The following is a 17,881-nucleotide window of genomic DNA, read 5'->3' as shown; positions in this document are numbered from 1 at the left end:
TTCATTCCCTCTTGGCCGCCAGGTGTTCGGCGATCCGGTTGAGCAATGTCGACATTCCGTCCGGCGTCAGCACCTGCCGGGCTGCGTCCAGGCCTATGGCCGCCTGGGGCATGGAATCAATCATGGCGCTGGACGGCTCCTGCACCAGCGTCAGCGCGCCGCGCTGGCGCATCGCCGCCAAGCCTTCCGCGCCATCGCGGCCCATTCCCGAGAGCTGGATGCCGATGGCATGGGCGCCGAAGTGCCGGGCGACGGAGCGGAACAGGAAGTTGGCCGAGGGCCGCACCAGTTCCTCCGGCGGCCCGCCATCCAGGGCCACCCGGCAGTTGCCGGTGACCCCCAGATGGCAGCCGTCGGGCGCGAGGTAGAGCCGGCCCGGCTCCAGCGCCGAGCCGTCCTCGGCGATCAGCACGGGCAGATGGGTGAGGGTCGCCAGCCAGTCTCGAAAGCTTGGCAGGAAGCCCGTGGCGATGTGCTGCACCAGCACCAGCGGCCAGGGTTGAGGCGGCTGCAGGCGCTCCAGCAGACTCTTGAGCGCGGCGGGCCCGCCCGCCGAGGCGGCGATGGCCACCAGCTGTGGCGGCGTTTGTAAGCTCTGCGCCACCAGTTCCGCGAGCGTCTGCTGGCGCGCGAGGTCGACATTGGCCTTGCGCGGGCGCCGCACGATCCTCACCTGGGCCATGCTGCGCAGGGTGCGCACTATCTCGCTGACCCGTTCGTTGAAATCATCGGCATCCGGGCCCCTGGGCTTGTCCAGCACCGCCAGGGCGCCGGCCTCCAGGGCGCGCATGGCGGTGGCCGAGGCATAGGCGTTGGCACTGGCGGTGATCACCACCACCGGCAGCGCATAGCGCTCGAGAATGTGTTCGGTGGTTTCGTAGCCGTCCATGCCGGGCATGTGCACGTCCATGGTGATGATGTCGGGCGTGAAGCTCAGCAGCACCTTGAGCGCTTCCTCCCCGGTTGCGGCCTCCTTCACCAGGAACCCCTCAGCCTCGAAAATTGCGCGCAGCAGCAGGCGGGCAACCGGCGAATCATCCACTATCAGTATGCGCATGGCCCTGCCTCTCCCTGGCACCGATCCCTTGATCGGCGCCCCCTTCAGATCAACCGACGGATGGCGTCCAGCAGGCTGTCCTGCTCGAAGCCACTCTTCACCAGGTAAGCATTGGCGCCGGCCTCCAGGCCGCGGGCACGGTCCTCGGCCGCACTCCTCGCCGTCACCAGCACCACCGGCAGGCCGGACAGTTCACGGTCCGCACGAATACGGCTGGTCAGCGTGAAACCGTCCAGCCGGGGCATTTCCACATCCGAGACCAGCAAGTCGAACTGCCCTTGCTTCAGTGCGTTCCAGGCATCCAGCCCGTCGTTGGCGGTCGTCACCTGGAAACCCGCACCTTCGAGAATCGCCTTGAGCAGGCCCCGCGAGGTGAAGGAGTCCTCGGCTATCAGCAAGCGCTGGCGCGTGCTGTCGGGGCGCGTCGTGTGCTGTTGGGCGAAGCTCGAACCCTGGGTTTCCAGGGCGCTGCGGTAAAGGTCCCCCGGATGCAGGATCGGCACCAACTGGCCGTCTCCCAGCACCGTGGCGCCGAGCAGGTTGCGCACCCGTATGAGCTGGCGGCCGAGGCCCTTGACGATGATCTCCTGGTCCCCCAGCAACTCCTCCACCAGCAGCACGAATCGCTCGCCACGCACTTTCAGCAACAACAGGGTGAGGTCACCCTCCCCCGGGTCGAGATGGCCAAGCCCGAGCACTTCCGCCAGGGTCCAGAGCGGCAGCACTTCGCCGTCCACCGTGACCGTGGGGCGGTTCTCCAGATTCTTCATGGCGCTCGCCGGCAGCCGCAGACAACGCTCCACCGCCAGTGCCGGCACGGCGAAGACCCGAACGGCGTCGCGCACGATCACCGCCCGGAAGGTGGACAGGCTGAGGGGCAGGTGCAAGTGGAAGCAGGTGCCCTTGCCCGCCTGGGAATCCACCTCGATGCGCCCTCCCAGGCGCTCCACGGTTTCCTGCACGATGGCCATGCCCAGGCCGCGGCCGGAAAGGTCTGTGATGATCTGGCTGGTGGACAGGCCCGAGACGAAGATCAGCTTGCCGGCCTCGGCGTCCGACAGTACCTCGGCCTGCTCCGGGCTGAGCAGGCCACGGGATACCGCGCTGTCCCTGAGCCGCGCCAGATCGATGCCGCCGCCGTCATCGCTGACCCGCAGTTCGAAGCGGTCAGCCGACTCCTGGATCAGCTCCAGTTGCAGGCGGCCCGCCGGCGGCTTGCCCATGCGGCTACGCACATCGGGCTGCTCCAGGCCATGGTCGATAGCGTTTCGCAGCAGGTGAGTGAGCAGGATGCGCAGTTCGTCGAGAATGCGCTTGTCCACCTGCAAGCTGGAGCCCTTCACCTCGAAGTCGACACGCTTGCCGGCCTGGCCGGCAAGGTCCTGGACCATGGCCGGCAAGCCTTCCACCAGGGCGCTGCCCGAAAGCAGCAACACCCGCTGCAGCTCGTCGTCGAGGCTGCCGGACAGCTGTTCCAGGCCCTGTGCCAGATGAGTGCCGGTCTTCGCCAGGCGGCTGGCATTGAAGTGCAGGCGGTCCAGTTGCAGCAGGCTCCAGTCCAGGTAGTCGAGCACGCCTCTGAGGGCGTCGGCGGTGGCTGACGGCAGCTCGTCCAGCCCGTCGCGCAACTGCCGCAGCACACCACCGCCAAGCAGACGCTTGGTGCGCTGCGGCTCGAAGGCGGCCACGTGCGCCTGCAGGCTGAGCGCGTGGGCCTGAGCCTCCAGCTTGTACTGCAACAGCGTCTCGCTCTGGAACAGCAGCGCATCCAGGCGCTGGGCCGATACCCGCACGGTCGCCGGGTCCGTCAGCGGCAACTCCACGGCCTTCTGCAAGGCCTCCGGCAGGTCGACGGGGTTGCCAAGGGCAGCGGCTTCCAGGCACTCGATCAGGTGCTTCTGGTCATACTCTTCCACGGTCTGGCCGTCGTGCAGCCGTTGCACCGTCTTGAGTGTGCTGCGGCACAGTTCGATGCGCTCCGGCGTAAGCTCCAGACGGCCGTGGCGTACCGCGGCCAGCAGACTTTCCCAGGCATGGCAGATCTGCTCGATCTCCCCGGCCCCGACGGCCCGGGCGGCGCCCTTGAGGCTATGCACCTCGCGAAACAGCGACTCCACCGAATCCGTTGACGTCGTGCCCTCGCGCCAGCCGGCAAGACAATCGCCAAGCACACCGAGGCGCTCCTGCGCCTCACTGCGGAAACTGGCCAGCAGGCGCTGTCTGAGGGCTTCCCGATTCAGACTCATGGCGACCTCACAACTTGAACTGGCCGGCCAGCCCCTTGAGTTTCAGGCCCAGCTGGTGCAGGTTGCGCGCCGCCATGTCGACCTGGCGGGTGCCGCCGACGTTGTCCTGGCTGGCCTGGCGGATGTTCTCCATCGCCGTGCCGATCTGGTCCATGCCGATCATCTGCTGCTGGCTGGTGACCGCGATCTGCACGGCCATCTCGCTGGATTCCTCGATGCTGCTGCTCAGCGAGCGGATCGTCTCGCCGCTGACCTGGGCGCGCTCGTAACCGCTCTCCACCGATTTGCTGCCCTCCTCCGCCTGCATGACCGCCCGGGTCATGGCCTTCTGGATGTCGCCGAGGATGCTGCGTACCTGTGCCGTGGCCTGCTTGGACTGTTCGGCCAGGGTCTTCACCTCCTGCGCCACCACCGAGAAGCCCTTGCCGGCCTCGCCCGCCTTCACCGCCTCGATCGAGGCGTTGACCCCGAGCAGGTTGGACTGCTCGGCCAGGTCGTTCACCGAGGCGACGATCTCACCGATAGTCTGGCTCTGCTCGCCCAGGCGCATCACGCTCTCGGCTACCGCCTGCATCTGCGCGCGGATCTGACTCATCCCCTTGAGGGTTTCTTCCACCGACTGGCGCCCGACCTGGGCCACCTGGCGGGTGCGCTCGGCACTTTCGGTGACCGCCTGGGATTTTGTGCCGGAGAGAACCGCGGTCTGCTTCACCTCTTCCACCGTGGTCGCGATCTCGCTGATGGCGGTGGCGGTCTCCTGGGTGCCCGACGCCACCTGGGTGGTGACGGCAAGGATTTCTTCGCTGGCGGTGGCCAGCACTGAAATCCCTTCGTTCAACTCCTGCACGAGATCGCGCAAGTAACGGCTCATGTTGTCGAAGGCCATGGTCAGGCGGCCCACCTCGTCCTGGCGGGTGGAGCTGGGAATGTCCCGGGGGATTTCGCCACGACCGATCTGCTCGGCCCAGCTGGTCAGGCGCCACAGAGGTTGCGCGATATGACGGCTGAGCAACCAGGCCAGCACCCCGCTGACCAGCACCAGGACCAGGCTGCAGAAGAAGATCCGTTCACGCAGGGCTTGCAGGATGCTCGCCGATTGCTCCATGCCCGCGTGGATGCGCTTGTCGGTATGGGCTACCAGTTGCTGACCGAGGTCGTAGATCTTTTCCAGTTTCTGGTGCTGCGCCCCGCTCATCACGTTACGCGCTTCATCCAGGCGGCCACTGGCGATGAGCGGAATCAGTTCGTTGTCGCGCGTACGCACGTAGTCGGCGCGCAGGACCTTCATCTGATCCAGCAGGTCGAAGGTCACCTGGTCATCCACCGCCTCTGCGCGCAGACGATCGAGCACTTCGTCGTTGGCGGCGGTATAGCGCTGCACGCTGTCGTCACGCTTCTCCAGCGAACCGTCGTGCAGCGCCTGCTGGAGTTCCGCCCTCTGCAAGGTGAGATTCAGCAGCAGTTCCTTCACGTCGGAGATCCGCACATAGCGCCGTTTGAACTGCGCGGCCTCCGTTGCCTGAAGGTCGGAGAAGCTTTCCAGCGTGAAGAACAGCAGCGAGCCGAACGCCAGGATCAGGGCGGCGAAGGCCAGCAGCAGCTTGCTGCCGATGCGCAGGTTCATGACATTGCCCAGCATGGTCCTTTCTCCTTGTGCCTAATCGGTTGCATTGACGCGCAGGCCGGAATCTCCAAGCAGGCGCGCACCGTCCAACACCGTCCATTGATCCGGGGTGACCCCCAGCAAGTAGTTCGCCCGAATGCCGGACAGGTTCGCCAGCCCAGGCTGCAAGCTGTCGCGCTGGATGCGCGTGATGCCGTGCACCCGGTCGATCAGCAGGCCGAACTCCATTTCCGGCCCGCGCAGTACCGCCAGGTAGTTCCTGTCGGAAATGCCTTGCATGGGCAATTCGAAGAACACCCGCAGGTCCAGCACCGAGACGATGTGCCCGCGCACGTTGACTATCCCCAGGACAAAGGGGGGCGTGCCCGGCAACGGAGTGAACTGCGCCAGTGGCATTACCGCCGAAACATGCCTGGCCTCTACCGCGTAGATCTCCTGGCCGAGACTGAAGCGGAGCACTTCCAGCCAGGCGTCCGCCTGTTCCGGTTCGGCGCTGCGCGCCCAGTCGCGGCTACGCGCCGCCAGCCGCTCTTCCCGCTCCTCAGGGCTGATGGCGAAACCGCTTTCGATGCGCCGCTCGAACTCCGCCAGACGCTCGTGGATTTCCGCCCAATCGCCTTTGCTGGTCTCGCCCGTCACGACCGCGCCTCCATCAGTTGCTCACAGAGCCGCAGCAATTGCGCGCAGCTCAAGCCCTCTCCTTCAGGCACTGCCGCGTCGGGGGGCTGGCGGCCGAGCAGCTCACGGCAGTTGCGCAAGGCCTTCTCGCTGGCGGCCAACTGGCCGCGCCCGCGCAGCAGCCGGGCCATGTGGAAGTGGCCGAGGATGAATTCGGGCTCCAGGTACAACACTTTCTGCAGCGCCACCAGGGCGGCTCGCTCGTCCCCCCTCTGCTGCGCCAGCATGGCTTCCAGCCAGTAAGCGGTGGCCGAGGTGGGGTTCAGCGCCAGGGCACGCTGCACCCAGGACTCCGCTTCGTCGTCACGCAGCTGGTCCGCCCAGCTGCGAGCCATCAGCAGGCAAGCCTGGTGCTTGTGCACCTGGGTCAGCCCGGGGCTGGCCAGGTAGTTCAGCAGGGCCTGTCGGCCTTGCGGATAGTGGCCGTGCTGCAGCGCCTGCGTGGCCTGCTGCCAGCACAGGTCGCGGGAGCGCTCGACGGGACTTTCCGCTGGAGCCGGCGCCGGCTCGGGTGTCTTCGCCCGCGACGGGAGCTGCGGCTGCCACTGGAAGGACCGAACTACCGGCGGTGGTGGCGCCACGACGAGAGGGGGCGGCAGGCGGCTTCCGGGCCCCAATGCATAGTTGCTGCCAGCCCAGAAGCCCGAGAAACCGGCATGGGTGGCCAGCCCCGCGTCCACCGCGCTCAGCAGCAGCAGGCCGTCGCCGCGCAGGCATTTCAGCAGGCGGCGCAGGACGCCGGCCGATTGCTCCGGGGAGAAATACATCAACACATTGCGGCAGAGGATCAGGTCAAACCCTGCCAGCCCCTTGCTGGCGTCGGGTAGAGAGCCTTGCACCAGATTGTGCGTGAAAAAGCGGATGCGCCCGCGCCACTGCGGCCTTACCCGCCAGTGCCGGCCTTCTGGCTGGAAATACTGGTGGCGAAAGTCGTCCTCATTATTGCGACGGAAGGCATTCTGACCATAGCAACCCTGCTCCGCGCGCTGCAGGAAGGCCTGGTTCAAGTCGCTGGCAAACAGCTCGATCGACCAGCTGGCGCGTTCCGTGCCTAACAGACCGTCGAGCAGGAACAGCAGGCCGTAGGCTTCCTCTCCCGTGCAGCAGGCCGAGCTCCAGATACGCAGGTGCCGGCAACCCTGGTCGCGACGCTGCGCTATCAGGGGCGGCAGGTGCTGGCGGGCCAGCCAGTCGAAGGCCTCGGCATCCCGGCGGAAATAGGTCTCCCCCACTGTGAATACGGGTGTCAGCGCCTGCACCCGGGCCTCGTCCCACTCGGCGAAGGCCAACGCCTCCAGCCACTCCGCCAGGTCCGCATTGCCCTGATCCAGAGCCAGCAGTCTGAAACGGCGCAGCAGCTCGTCGCTCCGTGCACCGGAGAAATCCAGCCCCAGATGCTGGTGGACCTTATGCTGCAGCACCTCCAGTACCCGTGCCGAGCAGACAGGCTCAACCACGTCCATTGGCGCCTCGTGCGAGCATCAGGGCCTCTGCCAGGCACTCTTCGTCCGCGTCGGAGAGTACCTGCTCCACATCCTGGATCAGCAACAGTCCTTCGGCAGTGCGGACTACACCTTTGAGGAGCGCCGAGGGCACCTGCGGATGGGGGGCGGGGGAAAAGTCTTCGGCGGCGCAACTGGCGGCAGCTTCCACGGCCTCCACCGGCACCAGCAGCTCGCGCTGCCGTGTCTTCAGCCAGAGAAAGGGCTGCCACAGAGCCGGAGGGGCCGACGGCCAGGCGAAGCGCCGGGCCAGGTCCACCACAGGCAACACCTGCCCGCGCACGTTGACCAGCCCGAACACCGTATCCGGAGCGCCGGGGAGCGGCGTCCACAGCAAAGCGGGGAGCACACGGACCACCGAGTCCAGGCTCACCGCCAGGTGCCGCCCCGCCAGCCGGAATGGCAGCACGAAACATCTATCCATAGAAAGACCCTGCTGCCGCTAGCTCTTATGGTGAAAGGTAGCTTAGTGCCAGCTTCCGTCCAGAAGGAGGTTCAGGATACTTAGATGATTTCGAACTCGAGCGGTCCCCGAGATGTTGAGGTCGATAGCGAAATGGCGCCCGAAGCTGGCGGGCGTGATTGCCTCCAGGCTTTCCGGCGACCCAATGCAAAGGCCCGGCGCTTGCTGCGCCGGGCCTTTGTTCCGTCCGGGGGAAGATTTCCAGGCGGCGCACCCGCGCGCCGCCTGGCCATTCTACGTCAGCCGGCGAGGAACTCCCGGCGCTGGGCCTCATCCTGCTCGGCCTGGCGCTCCAGGCCGATGAAGCGCATCACCCGCTCGCCGCATTCACCATTGCGGATGCGTGCCGGTGCGGCATCGACCTGCACCTGGCCGTGCTCCATGAAGAGCACCCGGTCGGAAATCGACATGGCGAAGTCCATCTCGTGGGTGACGATCACCATGGTCATGCCTTCCTTCGCCAGGTCGCGGATCACGTTGAGCACATCGCCCACCAGCTCCGGGTCCAGCGCCGAGGTCGGCTCATCGAACAGCATGATCGCCGGCGCCATGGCCAGCGCACGGGCGATGGCCACGCGCTGTTGCTGGCCGCCGGAGAGCTGGTGCGGATACTTGTGCGCATGGGCCAGCAGGCCGACCTTGTCCAGCAGCGCCAGGGCCTTCTGCTCGCAGATGTCGCGGCCGGCCAGGCCGTGGAAGCGCGGCGCCAGGGTGACGTTGTCGAGGATGGTACGGTGCGGGAACAGGTTGAAGTTCTGGAACACCATGCCGATGTGCTGCACTCCCTCGCGCAGGCGCGCCGGGTTGGGCTTGCCGGCTTCGATGTAGGGCTTGCCGAAGAGCGCGGTGGTGCCGCCGTCGATGCCTTCCAGGCCGTTGACGGTGCGAATCAGCGAGGTCTTGCCGGAGCCGGACGGGCCGATGATCGAAACCACTTCGCCGTTGCCCACGCTCAGGTCGACGCCCTTGAGTACCTCGTGCTTGCCATAGCTCTTGCGGATGCCCTTGAGCTGCAGCGCCGGCGGCGCACCGGCCGGAGCGGCCTCGCGGCCAGCCACCGGGGTGGCCGGAAGGTTCTTGCGCAGGCGTTCCAGTTGCTCGCCGGCCAGGGTTTCCGGCTTGCGGGCGTTGAGGTCCAGGCGGTGCTCCAGGTACTGCAGGCCCCAGCCGAACAGGGTCACGATCAGCACGTAGTAGATGGCGACCGCCGACAGGGTTTCCATCACCAGGAAGTTCTGCGCATAGAGGCGCTCGCCGACCTGCAGCAGTTCGGTGAGGGAGATCACCGAGACCAGCGAGGTCAGCTTGACCACGGTGACGTACTCGTTGATCAGCGTCGGCAGCGAGATGCGGAACGCCTGCGGAATGACGATCAGGCGCTGGATGCCGATGCCGCCCATGGCCAGGGCGCGACCGGCTTCCTTCTGGCCCTTGGCCACGGAGATCAGGCCGCCGCGATGGATCTCGGCCATGTACGCCGCCTCGGTCAGCACCAGGGCGAGCAGGCCGGAAATGAACGGATCGGACAGCAGCGCGCCGCTGGCCAGGAAGAGTTGCGGCAGGTTGTAGACGAACACCACCAGCACCAGCAGCGGCACGCTGCGGAAGAACCAGATGTACAGCGCCGTCGGCACACGCAGCCAGCGCGAGCCCGAGAGCTTGGCACAGGCGAGGAGGAAGCCCAGGACCATGCCGATCAGCCAGGTCAGGGCGCTCAGTTCGATCACCGTGACGCAGGCCTTCCAGAAATCCGGCAAGGAGAACAGGGAGAAGAAGTAGGACCAGTCGAATTGCATGGAGACCTCGGCGAACGAGGCTGGCGCGAGGCCAGCCCCGTCTTTCATGTTGCGTTAAAGCGGAATCACTCGGTCGCCGGAGCGTCTTCCAGAGCGTACTTCTTCAGCAGGGCAGCGAATTCGCCGCTGTCCTTGGTCTTCTGGAAGGCGGTCTTGAGTGCGTCGTACAGCTCCTGATTGCCCTTCTTCACGTACATGCCCAAGGTTTGTTTGTAGATCAGCTCGGTGGAGCTGACCACCACGCGGCCCTTGGAGCGCTCGGCGATCATGTGCGCGGCGCCGGAAATCTCCACCTGGGCCTGGACGTTCTTCGACAGCAGCGCCTGGGTCACTTCCGGCGCGGACGGGTATTCGCTCACGCTGATAGGGCCCTTGCCGTTGGGTACGCAGTAGGTCTTGGACAGCTCCTCGAACTTCGGCACCCAGGTGGTGCCCTTCTCCAGGCCGATCTTCTTGCCGCAGAGGTCTTCAGGCTTCGCCGGGCGCTCCTTGCTGTCAGCCGGGACCATGATGGCCGCGCCGGTCTGCGCGTAAGGGATCGCCATGGCCTGGGTGGCACGCTCGGGGGTGACGTACATGCCGGAGATCACCGCGTCGAAGTGACCGGCGTTCAGGCCCAGGATCAGCCCGGAGAACTTGGTGTTCACGAAGCTCGTCTTGAGGTCCATGTGCTTGGCCAGCAGTTCGGCCAGCTCGGGGTCGGAACCCACTACCTTGTCGCCGTCGTAGGACTCGAAGGGCGGATAGGTGATTTCCATGCCGACCTTGAACTGCCCCGGCGTGCTGGTCACGGCGGCGCTGGCGGTTTGCAGGGTGCCCAACAGGGTGGCGCCGACAACGGCGGCGGCCAGGAGGGTGCGGGTGGTTTTCAGCATCGTGATTGCTCCAGTCTAGGGTTGCGCGCGGCTCAGGAAGGCTGCGTCTGTTTTTTCAAATGGCCGACTCCGGACGATTTGCGCGTCCGCTCCGGCAGTGCCAGTTCATCGTCGGCAACCTTGCGGCGCAGGGGGTTGCAGCTCTGCAGCGCCCGCCTCCACATGTGCTCACCGATGACGATGGTTTCGTACGCCTGCGCCTGCATGGTCGATGGCTCCAGGGTCAGGATTCGAGGAAACGCTGGAAGTGACGACGCTCTTCCTGAGCCATCCAGCGGTTCAGCGCCCACAGATCGGCGATCGGGGCATTGGTGAACGGCAGGCGATGCAGATAGCCGTCCGGGCCGAATTCCGGGGTCAGGGTGGTGACCTGCTGGCCACGGGCCCGTTGGGCGCGCCATACCGCTTCCCAGTGTTTCTGGTGGAAGGCCAGCGCGTTGGCGTATTCCGGCGCGCCGGGGTGCGGCACCTGCGGACCCTGGTCGTAGCCGACGCGGGCCTGGATGTGCTGCACGCGCTCGACGAAGGGCGTGAGGTCGTCGGCGGGGTCGTCGAGCAGGCGCTCGCAGACCACCACCCAGTGGCTGATGTCGGTGGTGAAGCGCAGCTCGGGAACCTGGCGGATCAGCTCCAGGGTGACCCAGGGGCTGTACAGCGAGCGGGCGCGGTGAATCTCGAAGAGGCAGGTCAGTTCCTGCGCGGCGGCCAGCTCCAGCGCGCGGCCGAAGAAGTCGACCTGCGCGGCCAGCGGCCAGCGGTCGTTGCCGGCCAGGACGTTGACCAGGCGCGGCGACAACTCGGCGGCGTCGCCCAATTTGCGCTGCAGGTCGTCGAGGTGCACCTGCGGGCTGGCCGACTGGTCGGGCAGCACGTCATGGGCGGTAAACAGGGTCGCGATGTAGGGCACCCCCTCCCCGGCCAGCAGGCGTGCGTACTCGGCACGCAGGGCGGGATTGGCGGGCAGGCGCGCTTCCAGGCCGTCGAAACCGGCTTCGCGCAGTTCGGCGATAGCCTGCGGCCAGCCACGGGTGTAGCCCCACAGGGTGCGGAAGATCTCCAGTCGCATGACCGAACTCCGGGCAGGGTGAACCGCGCCGTCGGGCACGGCGAAGCATTCGGCGGAGGTTCAGCGCACGGGCGCGACGGCTGAGAGCGTCAGGCGGCGAAACGAATCGGCGGACGTTGGGGAGAATGTCGAACGGGAGAAGTGCGCAAGCAAGGACATGGTGATATTCCTCTGACAGACCGCTGTTTCGCGGGCCTGTATTCGCCGATTGTTGTTGTGTGCCTGGCGTATTGGCGCCGGGCTTTGGCAGTAAGGAACAGCAGCACGGCCGGAGCTTTTCAGACGCTCCGGTCCGCGTACACCAGGACCTCTACGGCGTGGTGTGGTTGCAGTTGTCGCAGCTTGATGCGCTAGGAAAAATAGGGCGATGCAAATAATTACTTCAGACTTTTCAAAAGTAATTTTCCTAGTAATGTGCTGGAAATTTCGCTCAGTCGAAAGCAGCGAGAAGCAGGCTCTCTAGGTTGCGGCTCTTCATCGTGGCGAGCCGCACCCGGTGTGACGGAGCACGCCTTTGCCGACGCGGCATCAGGCGCTTGGCTGCTCCGATGGCTCGGCCGCTTGCAGCAACAGCCAGTCGATCAGCTCGCGCAATTGCGGCGACGTATCGCGGCGTTCGGGGTAGACCAGGTAGTACGCTGCACCGGTGCGCACCTTCAACTCGAAAGGCGTGACCAGGCGCCCGGCGCGAAGGTCGTCACCGATCAGCGCCCAGTCGCCCATGGCCACCCCGGCGCCCTGGGCGGCCACCGAAACGGCCAGGTCCAGGGTGTCGAAATGCTGGCCCTTGCCCATGTTGCTGACCCGCGTGCCGGCCACACGCAACCAGGCCTCCCAGTCGCGCTGGTCGCGAGTGGGGTGCAGCAGCATGTGCCGCTCCAGGTCCGCCAGCGCACCCAGGGGGAGCGGGCCGTCGAGCAGTTGCGGAGCACAGACCGGGGTCAGTTGCTCGTAGAACAGACGGTGGCAGGCCGGGCCCTCTTCCGCCTTCTGCAGGCTGTAGACCACCGCGGCGTCGAACTCCTCGCTACGGAAATCCACGGAGTGCTGCATGGTGGTGGTCAGCTCCACCGGCACGTCCGGACGCTCGGTCTGCCACTGCAACAGGCGCGGCAGCAGCCAACGCATGATGCAGGTGGGTGCCTTGAGCTGCAGCGCCTCGCGCTTGCCACCGACCGTTTCCATCGCCTCCTCGATCAAGGCGAACACCTGCTGGATACGCGGCAACAGTTCGCGGCCCTGGGGCGTGAGGGTCAAGCCACGCGCCTGACGCTGGAATAGCGCATAGCCCAGGTGGCTTTCCAGGCCGGCGATCTGCCGGCTCACCGCCCCCTGGGTGATATGCAGCAGACCAGCCGCGCGGGTGAAGTTGCAGCATTGCGCGGTGACCAGAAAGGTGTGCAGGGCAGGCAAAGGAGGCAGGCGCTTCATCGGGGCTCAGGCATGAGGTGAAGACATACCTAGTATGACAAATTTTGGTTTGTCAGCGCCCTCGGCCGACAGGTCCAATGCGGACTCCCATGCGCGCCCCTCGCCTGCCTGCACGCCACGGCTCCCGTTGCCCCGGCGAAATACACCGCGAAGGCGCGCCAGACCGACGACAAAGCAATAAGGATAAAGTCCATGGCCACATGCGGCGAAGTACTGGTGAAATTGCTCGAAGGCTACGGTGTCGAGCAGGTGTTCGGCATCCCCGGCGTGCATACCGTGGAACTCTATCGCGGGCTGGCCCGCTCGACGATCCGCCACGTCACGCCGCGCCACGAACAGGGCGCCGGCTTCATGGCCGACGGCTACGCGCGCACCAGTGGCAAGCCCGGCGTGTGCTTCATCATCACCGGCCCGGGCATGACCAACATCGCCACGGCCATGGCCCAGGCCTACGCGGACTCGATTCCGATGCTGGTTATCTCCAGCGTGCAGGCGCGCAGCCAGCTCGGCGGCGGGCGCGGCAAGCTGCACGAGCTGCCGTCGCAGAGCAGCCTGGTCGCCGGTTGCAGTGCCTTCTCCCACACGCTGATGTCGGCCGCCGAACTGCCGGCGGTGCTGGCCCGCGCCTTTGCCCAGTTCCAGGCCGGACGGCCGCGTCCGGTGCATATCGAGATTCCTCTCGACGTGCTGGTGGAGAACGCCGACGCGCTGCTGTCGAGCCAGCCGGTCCGGGTATCCCGCGCTGGCGCCGCGCCGGAAGCGGTGGCCGAGATGGCCGGCCTGCTCGCGGGCGCACGGCGTCCGCTGATCCTCGCCGGCGGCGGTGCCGTCGATGCCGGCCCGGCCCTGCAGCGACTGGCCGAGCGCCTGCAGGCGCCGGTGGCGCTGACGATCAACGCCAAGGGCCTGCTGCCCTCGAGGCACCCCCTGCTGATCGGCTCGACGCAGTCCACCGACGCCGCCCGCGAACTGGTCAACGAGGCCGACGTGGTCCTCGCGGTGGGCACCGAGCTGGGCGAAACCGACTACGACGTGACCTTCGCCGGCGGCTTCAAGATTCCTGGCGCACTGCTGCGCGTCGATATCGATCCCGACCAGACCGTGCGCAACTATCCGCCGCGCGCCGCGCTGGTGGCCGATGCCGGGCTGGCCCTGGATGCCCTGCTGGGCGCCCTGGAGGACCGGAATCCGGCGGTCGATACGGAACACTGGGGCAGCCGCCGCGCCGCCAAAGTGCGCGAAGGGGTGTTGGCCACCCTGGACGACAACCTGCGCGCCCAGACCCGCTTCCTGCACGTTGCACTGGAGGAGCTGCCCGAAGCCGTACTGGTCGGTGACTCGACCCAACCGGTGTACACCGGCAACCTGACCCTGGACCTTGAGAAGCCGCGCCGCTGGTTCAACTCCTCCACCGGCTACGGCACCCTCGGCTACGCCCTGCCGGCCGCCATCGGCGCCTGGCTGGGCGATGCCACGCGACGCCCGGTGCTGTGCCTGATCGGCGACGGCGGGCTGCAGTTCACCCTGCCGGAACTGGCCAGCGCGGTGGAAGCGCACGTCCCGCTGATCGTCCTGCTGTGGAACAACCACGGCTATGAGGAGATCAAGCGCTACATGGTCAACCGCGACATCGAGCCGGTCGGCGTCGACATCTACACCCCCGACTTCGTCGGCGCCGCCAGGGCGCTGGGCTGCAAGGCGCATCGTGCCAGTGACGAAGCGGCCCTGCGCGCCGCGTTGCGCGAAGCCAGCGCCAGTTCGCTGCCGACCCTGATCGAGATCGACCAGGCGACCTGGATGAGCAGCCAAGGCTGATGCATCGCTCCCTGCCGCACCCGGGCGGCAGGGATTTTTCCGGGGAGCATTTCCCCTCACGCGCCGGCCTCCCGGCGCGTCTTTTTTCCTCGAACCGCTCTAGTGCGGGCCTGCCAGAGGAGGCCTGCGGCCTGCTCATGGGCGCACGCCAGCCATGCATGCAGGACATGGCTTCGATGACATTTTTTCGATTGTTGGCACCACGCCGAGGTCGCAGGATGACCCCGCCGAACAGCCTGCGCCCTCCGGATTCCGGGGCCGCCAGGCGAATCCGGCAGGCGGGGGTCGACAGCCCTGACCTCCCGCAGCACACCCGTGACCTTCCTAAACAAAAGCGATAAGAGCAAAGGAGTCCCCGATGGGCGAGCGTGATTTCAGCAGAAGACAATTCATCAAAACGGTCGGCGCTGCCTCGGTGGCTGCGGCTGCCCTGTCCATGCCATTCATCCGGGCCAGCGCCAGCGATAACCGCTTCCAGGGCAAGACCCTGCGCCTGCTCACCTGGTCCGACGACACCGGCCTTGCGGCGCTGCGCAACATCGCCGCGACCTTCGAGGCCAAGACCGGCGCCAAGGTGATCGCCGACCGCACCGGCAGCACCTCGGAAATGGTCGCCAAGCTCAAGGCCGGCGGCGACCGCCCGCAGTACGACGTCATCACCCTGGCCGGCGTCGGCGCCGAGGGCCTGGCCAGCGCCGGGCTGCTGGAGAAACCCGACCTCAACCGCATCCCCAACCTCAAGGACGTCCCGGCCAAATACCAGACCGGCGCCGACGGCCACGGCATCGGCTACCTGCTGTGGTGCAACAGCCTGGTGTACAGCACGCGCTCGGTGAAGGACGTGCCCGACAGCTACGCGGCCCTGTGGGATGAGAATTACGCCGGGCGCCTGTTCCTGCCGCCGCCGAACTGGACCGAGGCCATGGACCTGATCATCATCGCCGCCAAGCTGGCCGGCGGTGACGAACACAACATCGAGCCCGGCTTCAAGAAGCTCGAAGAGCTCAAGGACCGGGTCATGACCTTGGGCGAGAACCCCAACCAGATCGCCGAGCTGTTCCGCACCGGCTCGCTGGATATCGGCGGCCTCTACGCCCCGGCGTTCTTCCCCAAGCAGATCCGCGACCCCAACTACGGCCTGGGCGCCACCTTCGGCATGAAGGAAGGCTTCTACACCGACCTGATGCTCTCGGTGCTGCCGAAGAACCGTCCGGGCGACACCGACCTGGCCCACGCCTTCATCGACCACTCCCTCGACCCCTACGTGCAGGGCAAGATGGCCGAGGACATCTTCAACGGCCCGGTCAACGCCAAGGCGGTCATCTCCGCCGAAGCGCGCAAGAGCCCGTACATCCTCACCCCGGAGCAGATCGCGGAGAAGGCGATCATGCACGACAACGCCTTCCTCTCCACCGTCCACGAACAGTGGATCCGCCGCTACACGGAAATCTTCTCTTCCTGATGCAGCCATGGCCGCCACGGCGGCCATGAATCGTCGCGCGCCAGTGGCCGGAACCACCTGCGCGCGATGCGGACATTCTCCGTTCTGACGAGAAACGTACTATGCAATCGAGCAATCCGACCCGCCCGGTCGGCGTGGCGCCCCTGCGCCCGGCCCGGGCGTTTTCACCCACGGCGCGGGCCTGGCTGTTCCTCACGCCGTCCCTGTGCTTCCTCATCGTGCTCATCGCCGCCAGCCTGCTGGTGGTGCGCATGAGCGTCGGCGAGAAAGGCGCCGAATGGACCGGCTTCAGCCTGGCCAGCTACGCCCAGCTGCTGCAGCCCTACTACCTCAAGTCGCTGTTGCTGACGCTGCGCCTGGCCTTCGTCAGCGCGCTGATCGCCGTGCTGCTGGCGATCCCCGTCGGCTACAGCATGTCGCGCCTGCAATCGCCCCTGCTGCGGCGGATATTCCTCGCCGCCGTGCTGCTGCCACTCCTGGTCAACCTGCTGCTGCAGAGCTACGGCTGGCTGGTGATCCTCGGCCCGGCGGGCATGCTCAACAAGGCGCTGCTGGCCCTGGGCCTGATCAAGCGGCCGGTGATGCTGCTGTACAACCAGAACGGCGTGCTCATGGGCCTGGTGCAGACCGCCTTTCCGCTCGCCGTGCTGCCCATCGCCAGCGCCATGCGCGGCATCTCGCGCAGCTACGAGGAGGCCGCTGCGACCCTCGGCGCCAGCCGCTTCCAGGTGTTCCGCCAGGTGGTGCTGCCGATGAGCCTGCCGGGCATTCTCACCGGCGCCACCCTGGTGTTCGCCTACAACGCCAGCAGCTTCGTGGTTCCGCTGCTGCTGGGCGGGCGGCGCGTACCGATGCTCGCGGTGATGGTGCATGACCAGATCGCCCCGCTGATGAACTGGCCGGCCGCCTCCGCCGCCGGCGTGGTGCTGATCGTCACCACCCTCGCGATCATGACCCTGTCGGAAGTCGTCACCGGCCGTCGCCGGCGCATCCTGGAGGCCTCGCAATGAGCAACCTGTCCCGCCGCCAACCCACCCTGCCGGGCGACACCGGACGCTTCGCCCTGGTGCTCTCCGGTGGCATCCTGCTGCTCGCCGTGCTGCCGATCCTGACCATGATCGTGATGTCCTTCAGCGGCGCGGCGAACCTCGACTTCCCGCCCAGCAGCTACAGCCTGCAGTGGTACCAGGCCGCCTGGCACACCTTCGTCTCGCCCGACGCCAGCGACGTGCTCAGCCTCGGCAAGGCACTGAGCACCAGCCTGCTGGTGTCCTGCCTGACGATGGTCCTCGCCACCCTGGTCGCGGTTCCCGCCGCCTATGCGCTGACCCGCTGCGAGTTCCGCGGCAAGGCCGTCGCCCTGCAACTGATGTCGCTGCCGCTGGTGTTCCCCATGGTGGTGCTGGGCCTGGCCCTGCTGCTGGTGTTCGACAGCCTGCCGCTGCACCTGGACACCTCGCGCCTGGTCATTGCCCACGTGATCCTCGCCCTGCCCTTCGTAGTGAAGAACTGCACGGCGGCCATGGTCGCCATCGGCAGCGAGGTCGAGGAAGCCGCGCAGATGCTCGGCGCCCCGCCGCTGCGCGCCATCGTCGACGTGGTCGTGCCGCTGATGCGCTCGGGCATCCTCGCCGGGATGCTGCTGGCCTTCATCGTCTCGTTCAACGAATTCACCGTGACCTACTTCCTCTACAACATCGACGTGATGACCGTGCCGATCTGGATGTACAGCCGCACCGTGTCCTCGCTCGACCCCACCGTGTTCTCGTTCGCCGTGCTGATCGTGCTGATCGACTTCGTCCTCATCTGGGCGCTGGAGAAGCTGGTTGGCGAAAGTGGCGTGTCGTTCTGATTCGAGGTGAAGAA

Annotated in this window: 15 protein-coding genes; 4 read left to right on the top strand and 11 right to left on the bottom strand. The window is 66.5% G+C overall.

What is annotated here, in order from left to right:
- Position 1 precedes the first annotated feature (1 nt).
- From ACQ5BL_RS05955 to ACQ5BL_RS05905, 11 genes are all read right to left on the bottom strand, one after another.
- Positions 2–1,057 (bottom strand): chemotaxis protein CheB, encoded by a 1,056-nt coding sequence (locus tag ACQ5BL_RS05955; RefSeq protein WP_243804715.1) that lies wholly within the window; start codon positions 1,055–1,057, stop codon positions 2–4.
- Between the two features lie 44 nt (positions 1,058–1,101).
- On the bottom strand, positions 1,102–3,303 hold the full coding sequence (locus ACQ5BL_RS05950) for a hybrid sensor histidine kinase/response regulator (protein WP_243804717.1): 2,202 nt from the start codon (positions 3,301–3,303) through the stop codon (positions 1,102–1,104).
- 7 nt (positions 3,304–3,310) lie between these two features.
- On the bottom strand, positions 3,311–4,942 hold the full coding sequence (locus tag ACQ5BL_RS05945; protein ID WP_243804718.1) for a methyl-accepting chemotaxis protein: 1,632 nt from the start codon (positions 4,940–4,942) through the stop codon (positions 3,311–3,313).
- Between the two features lie 18 nt (positions 4,943–4,960).
- Positions 4,961–5,566: a chemotaxis protein CheW gene (locus ACQ5BL_RS05940; protein WP_243804719.1), complete on the bottom strand. Its 606-nt coding sequence runs from the start codon at positions 5,564–5,566 to the stop codon at positions 4,961–4,963.
- The gene (locus ACQ5BL_RS05935; protein ID WP_243804720.1) at positions 5,563–7,068 is read right to left on the bottom strand and encodes a CheR family methyltransferase; all 1,506 of its coding nucleotides are present in this window, start codon (positions 7,066–7,068) and stop codon (positions 5,563–5,565) included. The genes ACQ5BL_RS05940 and ACQ5BL_RS05935 overlap by 4 nt, the downstream gene beginning before the upstream one ends.
- Positions 7,055–7,516, bottom strand: a complete 462-nt coding sequence (locus tag ACQ5BL_RS05930) for a chemotaxis protein CheW (RefSeq protein ID WP_207883388.1) — start codon at positions 7,514–7,516, stop codon at positions 7,055–7,057. The genes ACQ5BL_RS05935 and ACQ5BL_RS05930 overlap by 14 nt, the downstream gene beginning before the upstream one ends.
- Before the next feature lie 293 nt (positions 7,517–7,809).
- Entirely contained in the window at positions 7,810–9,366 is a 1,557-nt protein-coding gene (locus ACQ5BL_RS05925; RefSeq protein ID WP_243804721.1) for an amino acid ABC transporter permease/ATP-binding protein, read from the bottom strand.
- A 65-nt stretch (positions 9,367–9,431) separates the two neighbouring features.
- Positions 9,432–10,241: an ABC transporter substrate-binding protein gene (locus ACQ5BL_RS05920; protein WP_207883384.1), complete on the bottom strand. Its 810-nt coding sequence runs from the start codon at positions 10,239–10,241 to the stop codon at positions 9,432–9,434.
- A gap of 32 nt (positions 10,242–10,273) precedes the next feature.
- Entirely contained in the window at positions 10,274–10,447 is a 174-nt protein-coding gene (locus ACQ5BL_RS05915) for a hypothetical protein (protein ID WP_243804722.1), read from the bottom strand.
- A gap of 17 nt (positions 10,448–10,464) precedes the next feature.
- Positions 10,465–11,307 carry a sugar phosphate isomerase/epimerase family protein gene (locus ACQ5BL_RS05910; RefSeq protein WP_207883380.1) on the bottom strand — a complete coding sequence of 281 codons (843 nt, stop codon included), beginning with the start codon at positions 11,305–11,307 and terminating at the stop codon, positions 10,465–10,467.
- A 528-nt stretch (positions 11,308–11,835) separates the two neighbouring features.
- Positions 11,836–12,738, bottom strand: a complete 903-nt coding sequence (locus ACQ5BL_RS05905; protein ID WP_243804723.1) for a LysR substrate-binding domain-containing protein — start codon at positions 12,736–12,738, stop codon at positions 11,836–11,838.
- A gap of 192 nt (positions 12,739–12,930) precedes the next feature.
- On the opposite strand from ACQ5BL_RS05905, the gene ACQ5BL_RS05900 reads away from it, so the two are divergent.
- From ACQ5BL_RS05900 to ACQ5BL_RS05885, 4 genes are all read left to right on the top strand, one after another.
- Positions 12,931–14,553, top strand: a complete 1,623-nt coding sequence (locus ACQ5BL_RS05900) for a 5-guanidino-2-oxopentanoate decarboxylase (RefSeq protein WP_243804724.1) — start codon at positions 12,931–12,933, stop codon at positions 14,551–14,553.
- A gap of 358 nt (positions 14,554–14,911) precedes the next feature.
- Positions 14,912–16,015: an ABC transporter substrate-binding protein gene (locus ACQ5BL_RS05895; protein WP_243804725.1), complete on the top strand. Its 1,104-nt coding sequence runs from the start codon at positions 14,912–14,914 to the stop codon at positions 16,013–16,015.
- A 101-nt stretch (positions 16,016–16,116) separates the two neighbouring features.
- Positions 16,117–17,025 (top strand): ABC transporter permease, encoded by a 909-nt coding sequence (locus ACQ5BL_RS05890; protein ID WP_243434462.1) that lies wholly within the window; start codon positions 16,117–16,119, stop codon positions 17,023–17,025.
- On the top strand, positions 17,022–17,867 hold the full coding sequence (locus tag ACQ5BL_RS05885) for an ABC transporter permease (RefSeq protein ID WP_243804726.1): 846 nt from the start codon (positions 17,022–17,024) through the stop codon (positions 17,865–17,867). The genes ACQ5BL_RS05890 and ACQ5BL_RS05885 overlap by 4 nt, the downstream gene beginning before the upstream one ends.
- The last annotated feature ends 14 nt before the right edge of the window (positions 17,868–17,881 follow it).

Origin of the sequence: Pseudomonas sp. B1-22, assembly GCF_050474425.1 — a bacterium.
GTDB lineage: Bacteria > Pseudomonadota > Gammaproteobacteria > Pseudomonadales > Pseudomonadaceae > Pseudomonas.
The sequence above is the reverse complement of the archived record's forward strand: the minus strand, read 5'-3'. Positions and strand labels throughout refer to the sequence as shown.

Bases quoted from the DNA above. Each gene is read 5' to 3' on its own strand.
- ACQ5BL_RS05955 (WP_243804715.1), bottom strand. From the start codon at position 1,057: ATGCGCATACTGATAGTGGATGATTCGCCGGTTGCCCGCCTGCTGCTG.
- ACQ5BL_RS05950 (WP_243804717.1), bottom strand. From the start codon at position 3,303: ATGAGTCTGAATCGGGAAGCCCTCAGACAGCGCCTGCTGGCCAGTTTC.
- ACQ5BL_RS05945 (WP_243804718.1), bottom strand. From the start codon at position 4,942: ATGCTGGGCAATGTCATGAACCTGCGCATCGGCAGCAAGCTGCTGCTG.
- ACQ5BL_RS05935 (WP_243804720.1), bottom strand. From the start codon at position 7,068: ATGGACGTGGTTGAGCCTGTCTGCTCGGCACGGGTACTGGAGGTGCTG.
- ACQ5BL_RS05925 (WP_243804721.1), bottom strand. From the start codon at position 9,366: ATGCAATTCGACTGGTCCTACTTCTTCTCCCTGTTCTCCTTGCCGGAT.
- ACQ5BL_RS05920 (WP_207883384.1), bottom strand. From the start codon at position 10,241: ATGCTGAAAACCACCCGCACCCTCCTGGCCGCCGCCGTTGTCGGCGCC.
- ACQ5BL_RS05915 (WP_243804722.1), bottom strand. From the start codon at position 10,447: ATGCAGGCGCAGGCGTACGAAACCATCGTCATCGGTGAGCACATGTGG.
- ACQ5BL_RS05910 (WP_207883380.1), bottom strand. From the start codon at position 11,307: ATGCGACTGGAGATCTTCCGCACCCTGTGGGGCTACACCCGTGGCTGG.
- ACQ5BL_RS05905 (WP_243804723.1), bottom strand. From the start codon at position 12,738: ATGAAGCGCCTGCCTCCTTTGCCTGCCCTGCACACCTTTCTGGTCACC.
- ACQ5BL_RS05900 (WP_243804724.1), top strand. From the start codon at position 12,931: ATGGCCACATGCGGCGAAGTACTGGTGAAATTGCTCGAAGGCTACGGT.
- ACQ5BL_RS05895 (WP_243804725.1), top strand. From the start codon at position 14,912: ATGGGCGAGCGTGATTTCAGCAGAAGACAATTCATCAAAACGGTCGGC.
- ACQ5BL_RS05890 (WP_243434462.1), top strand. From the start codon at position 16,117: ATGCAATCGAGCAATCCGACCCGCCCGGTCGGCGTGGCGCCCCTGCGC.
- ACQ5BL_RS05885 (WP_243804726.1), top strand. From the start codon at position 17,022: ATGAGCAACCTGTCCCGCCGCCAACCCACCCTGCCGGGCGACACCGGA.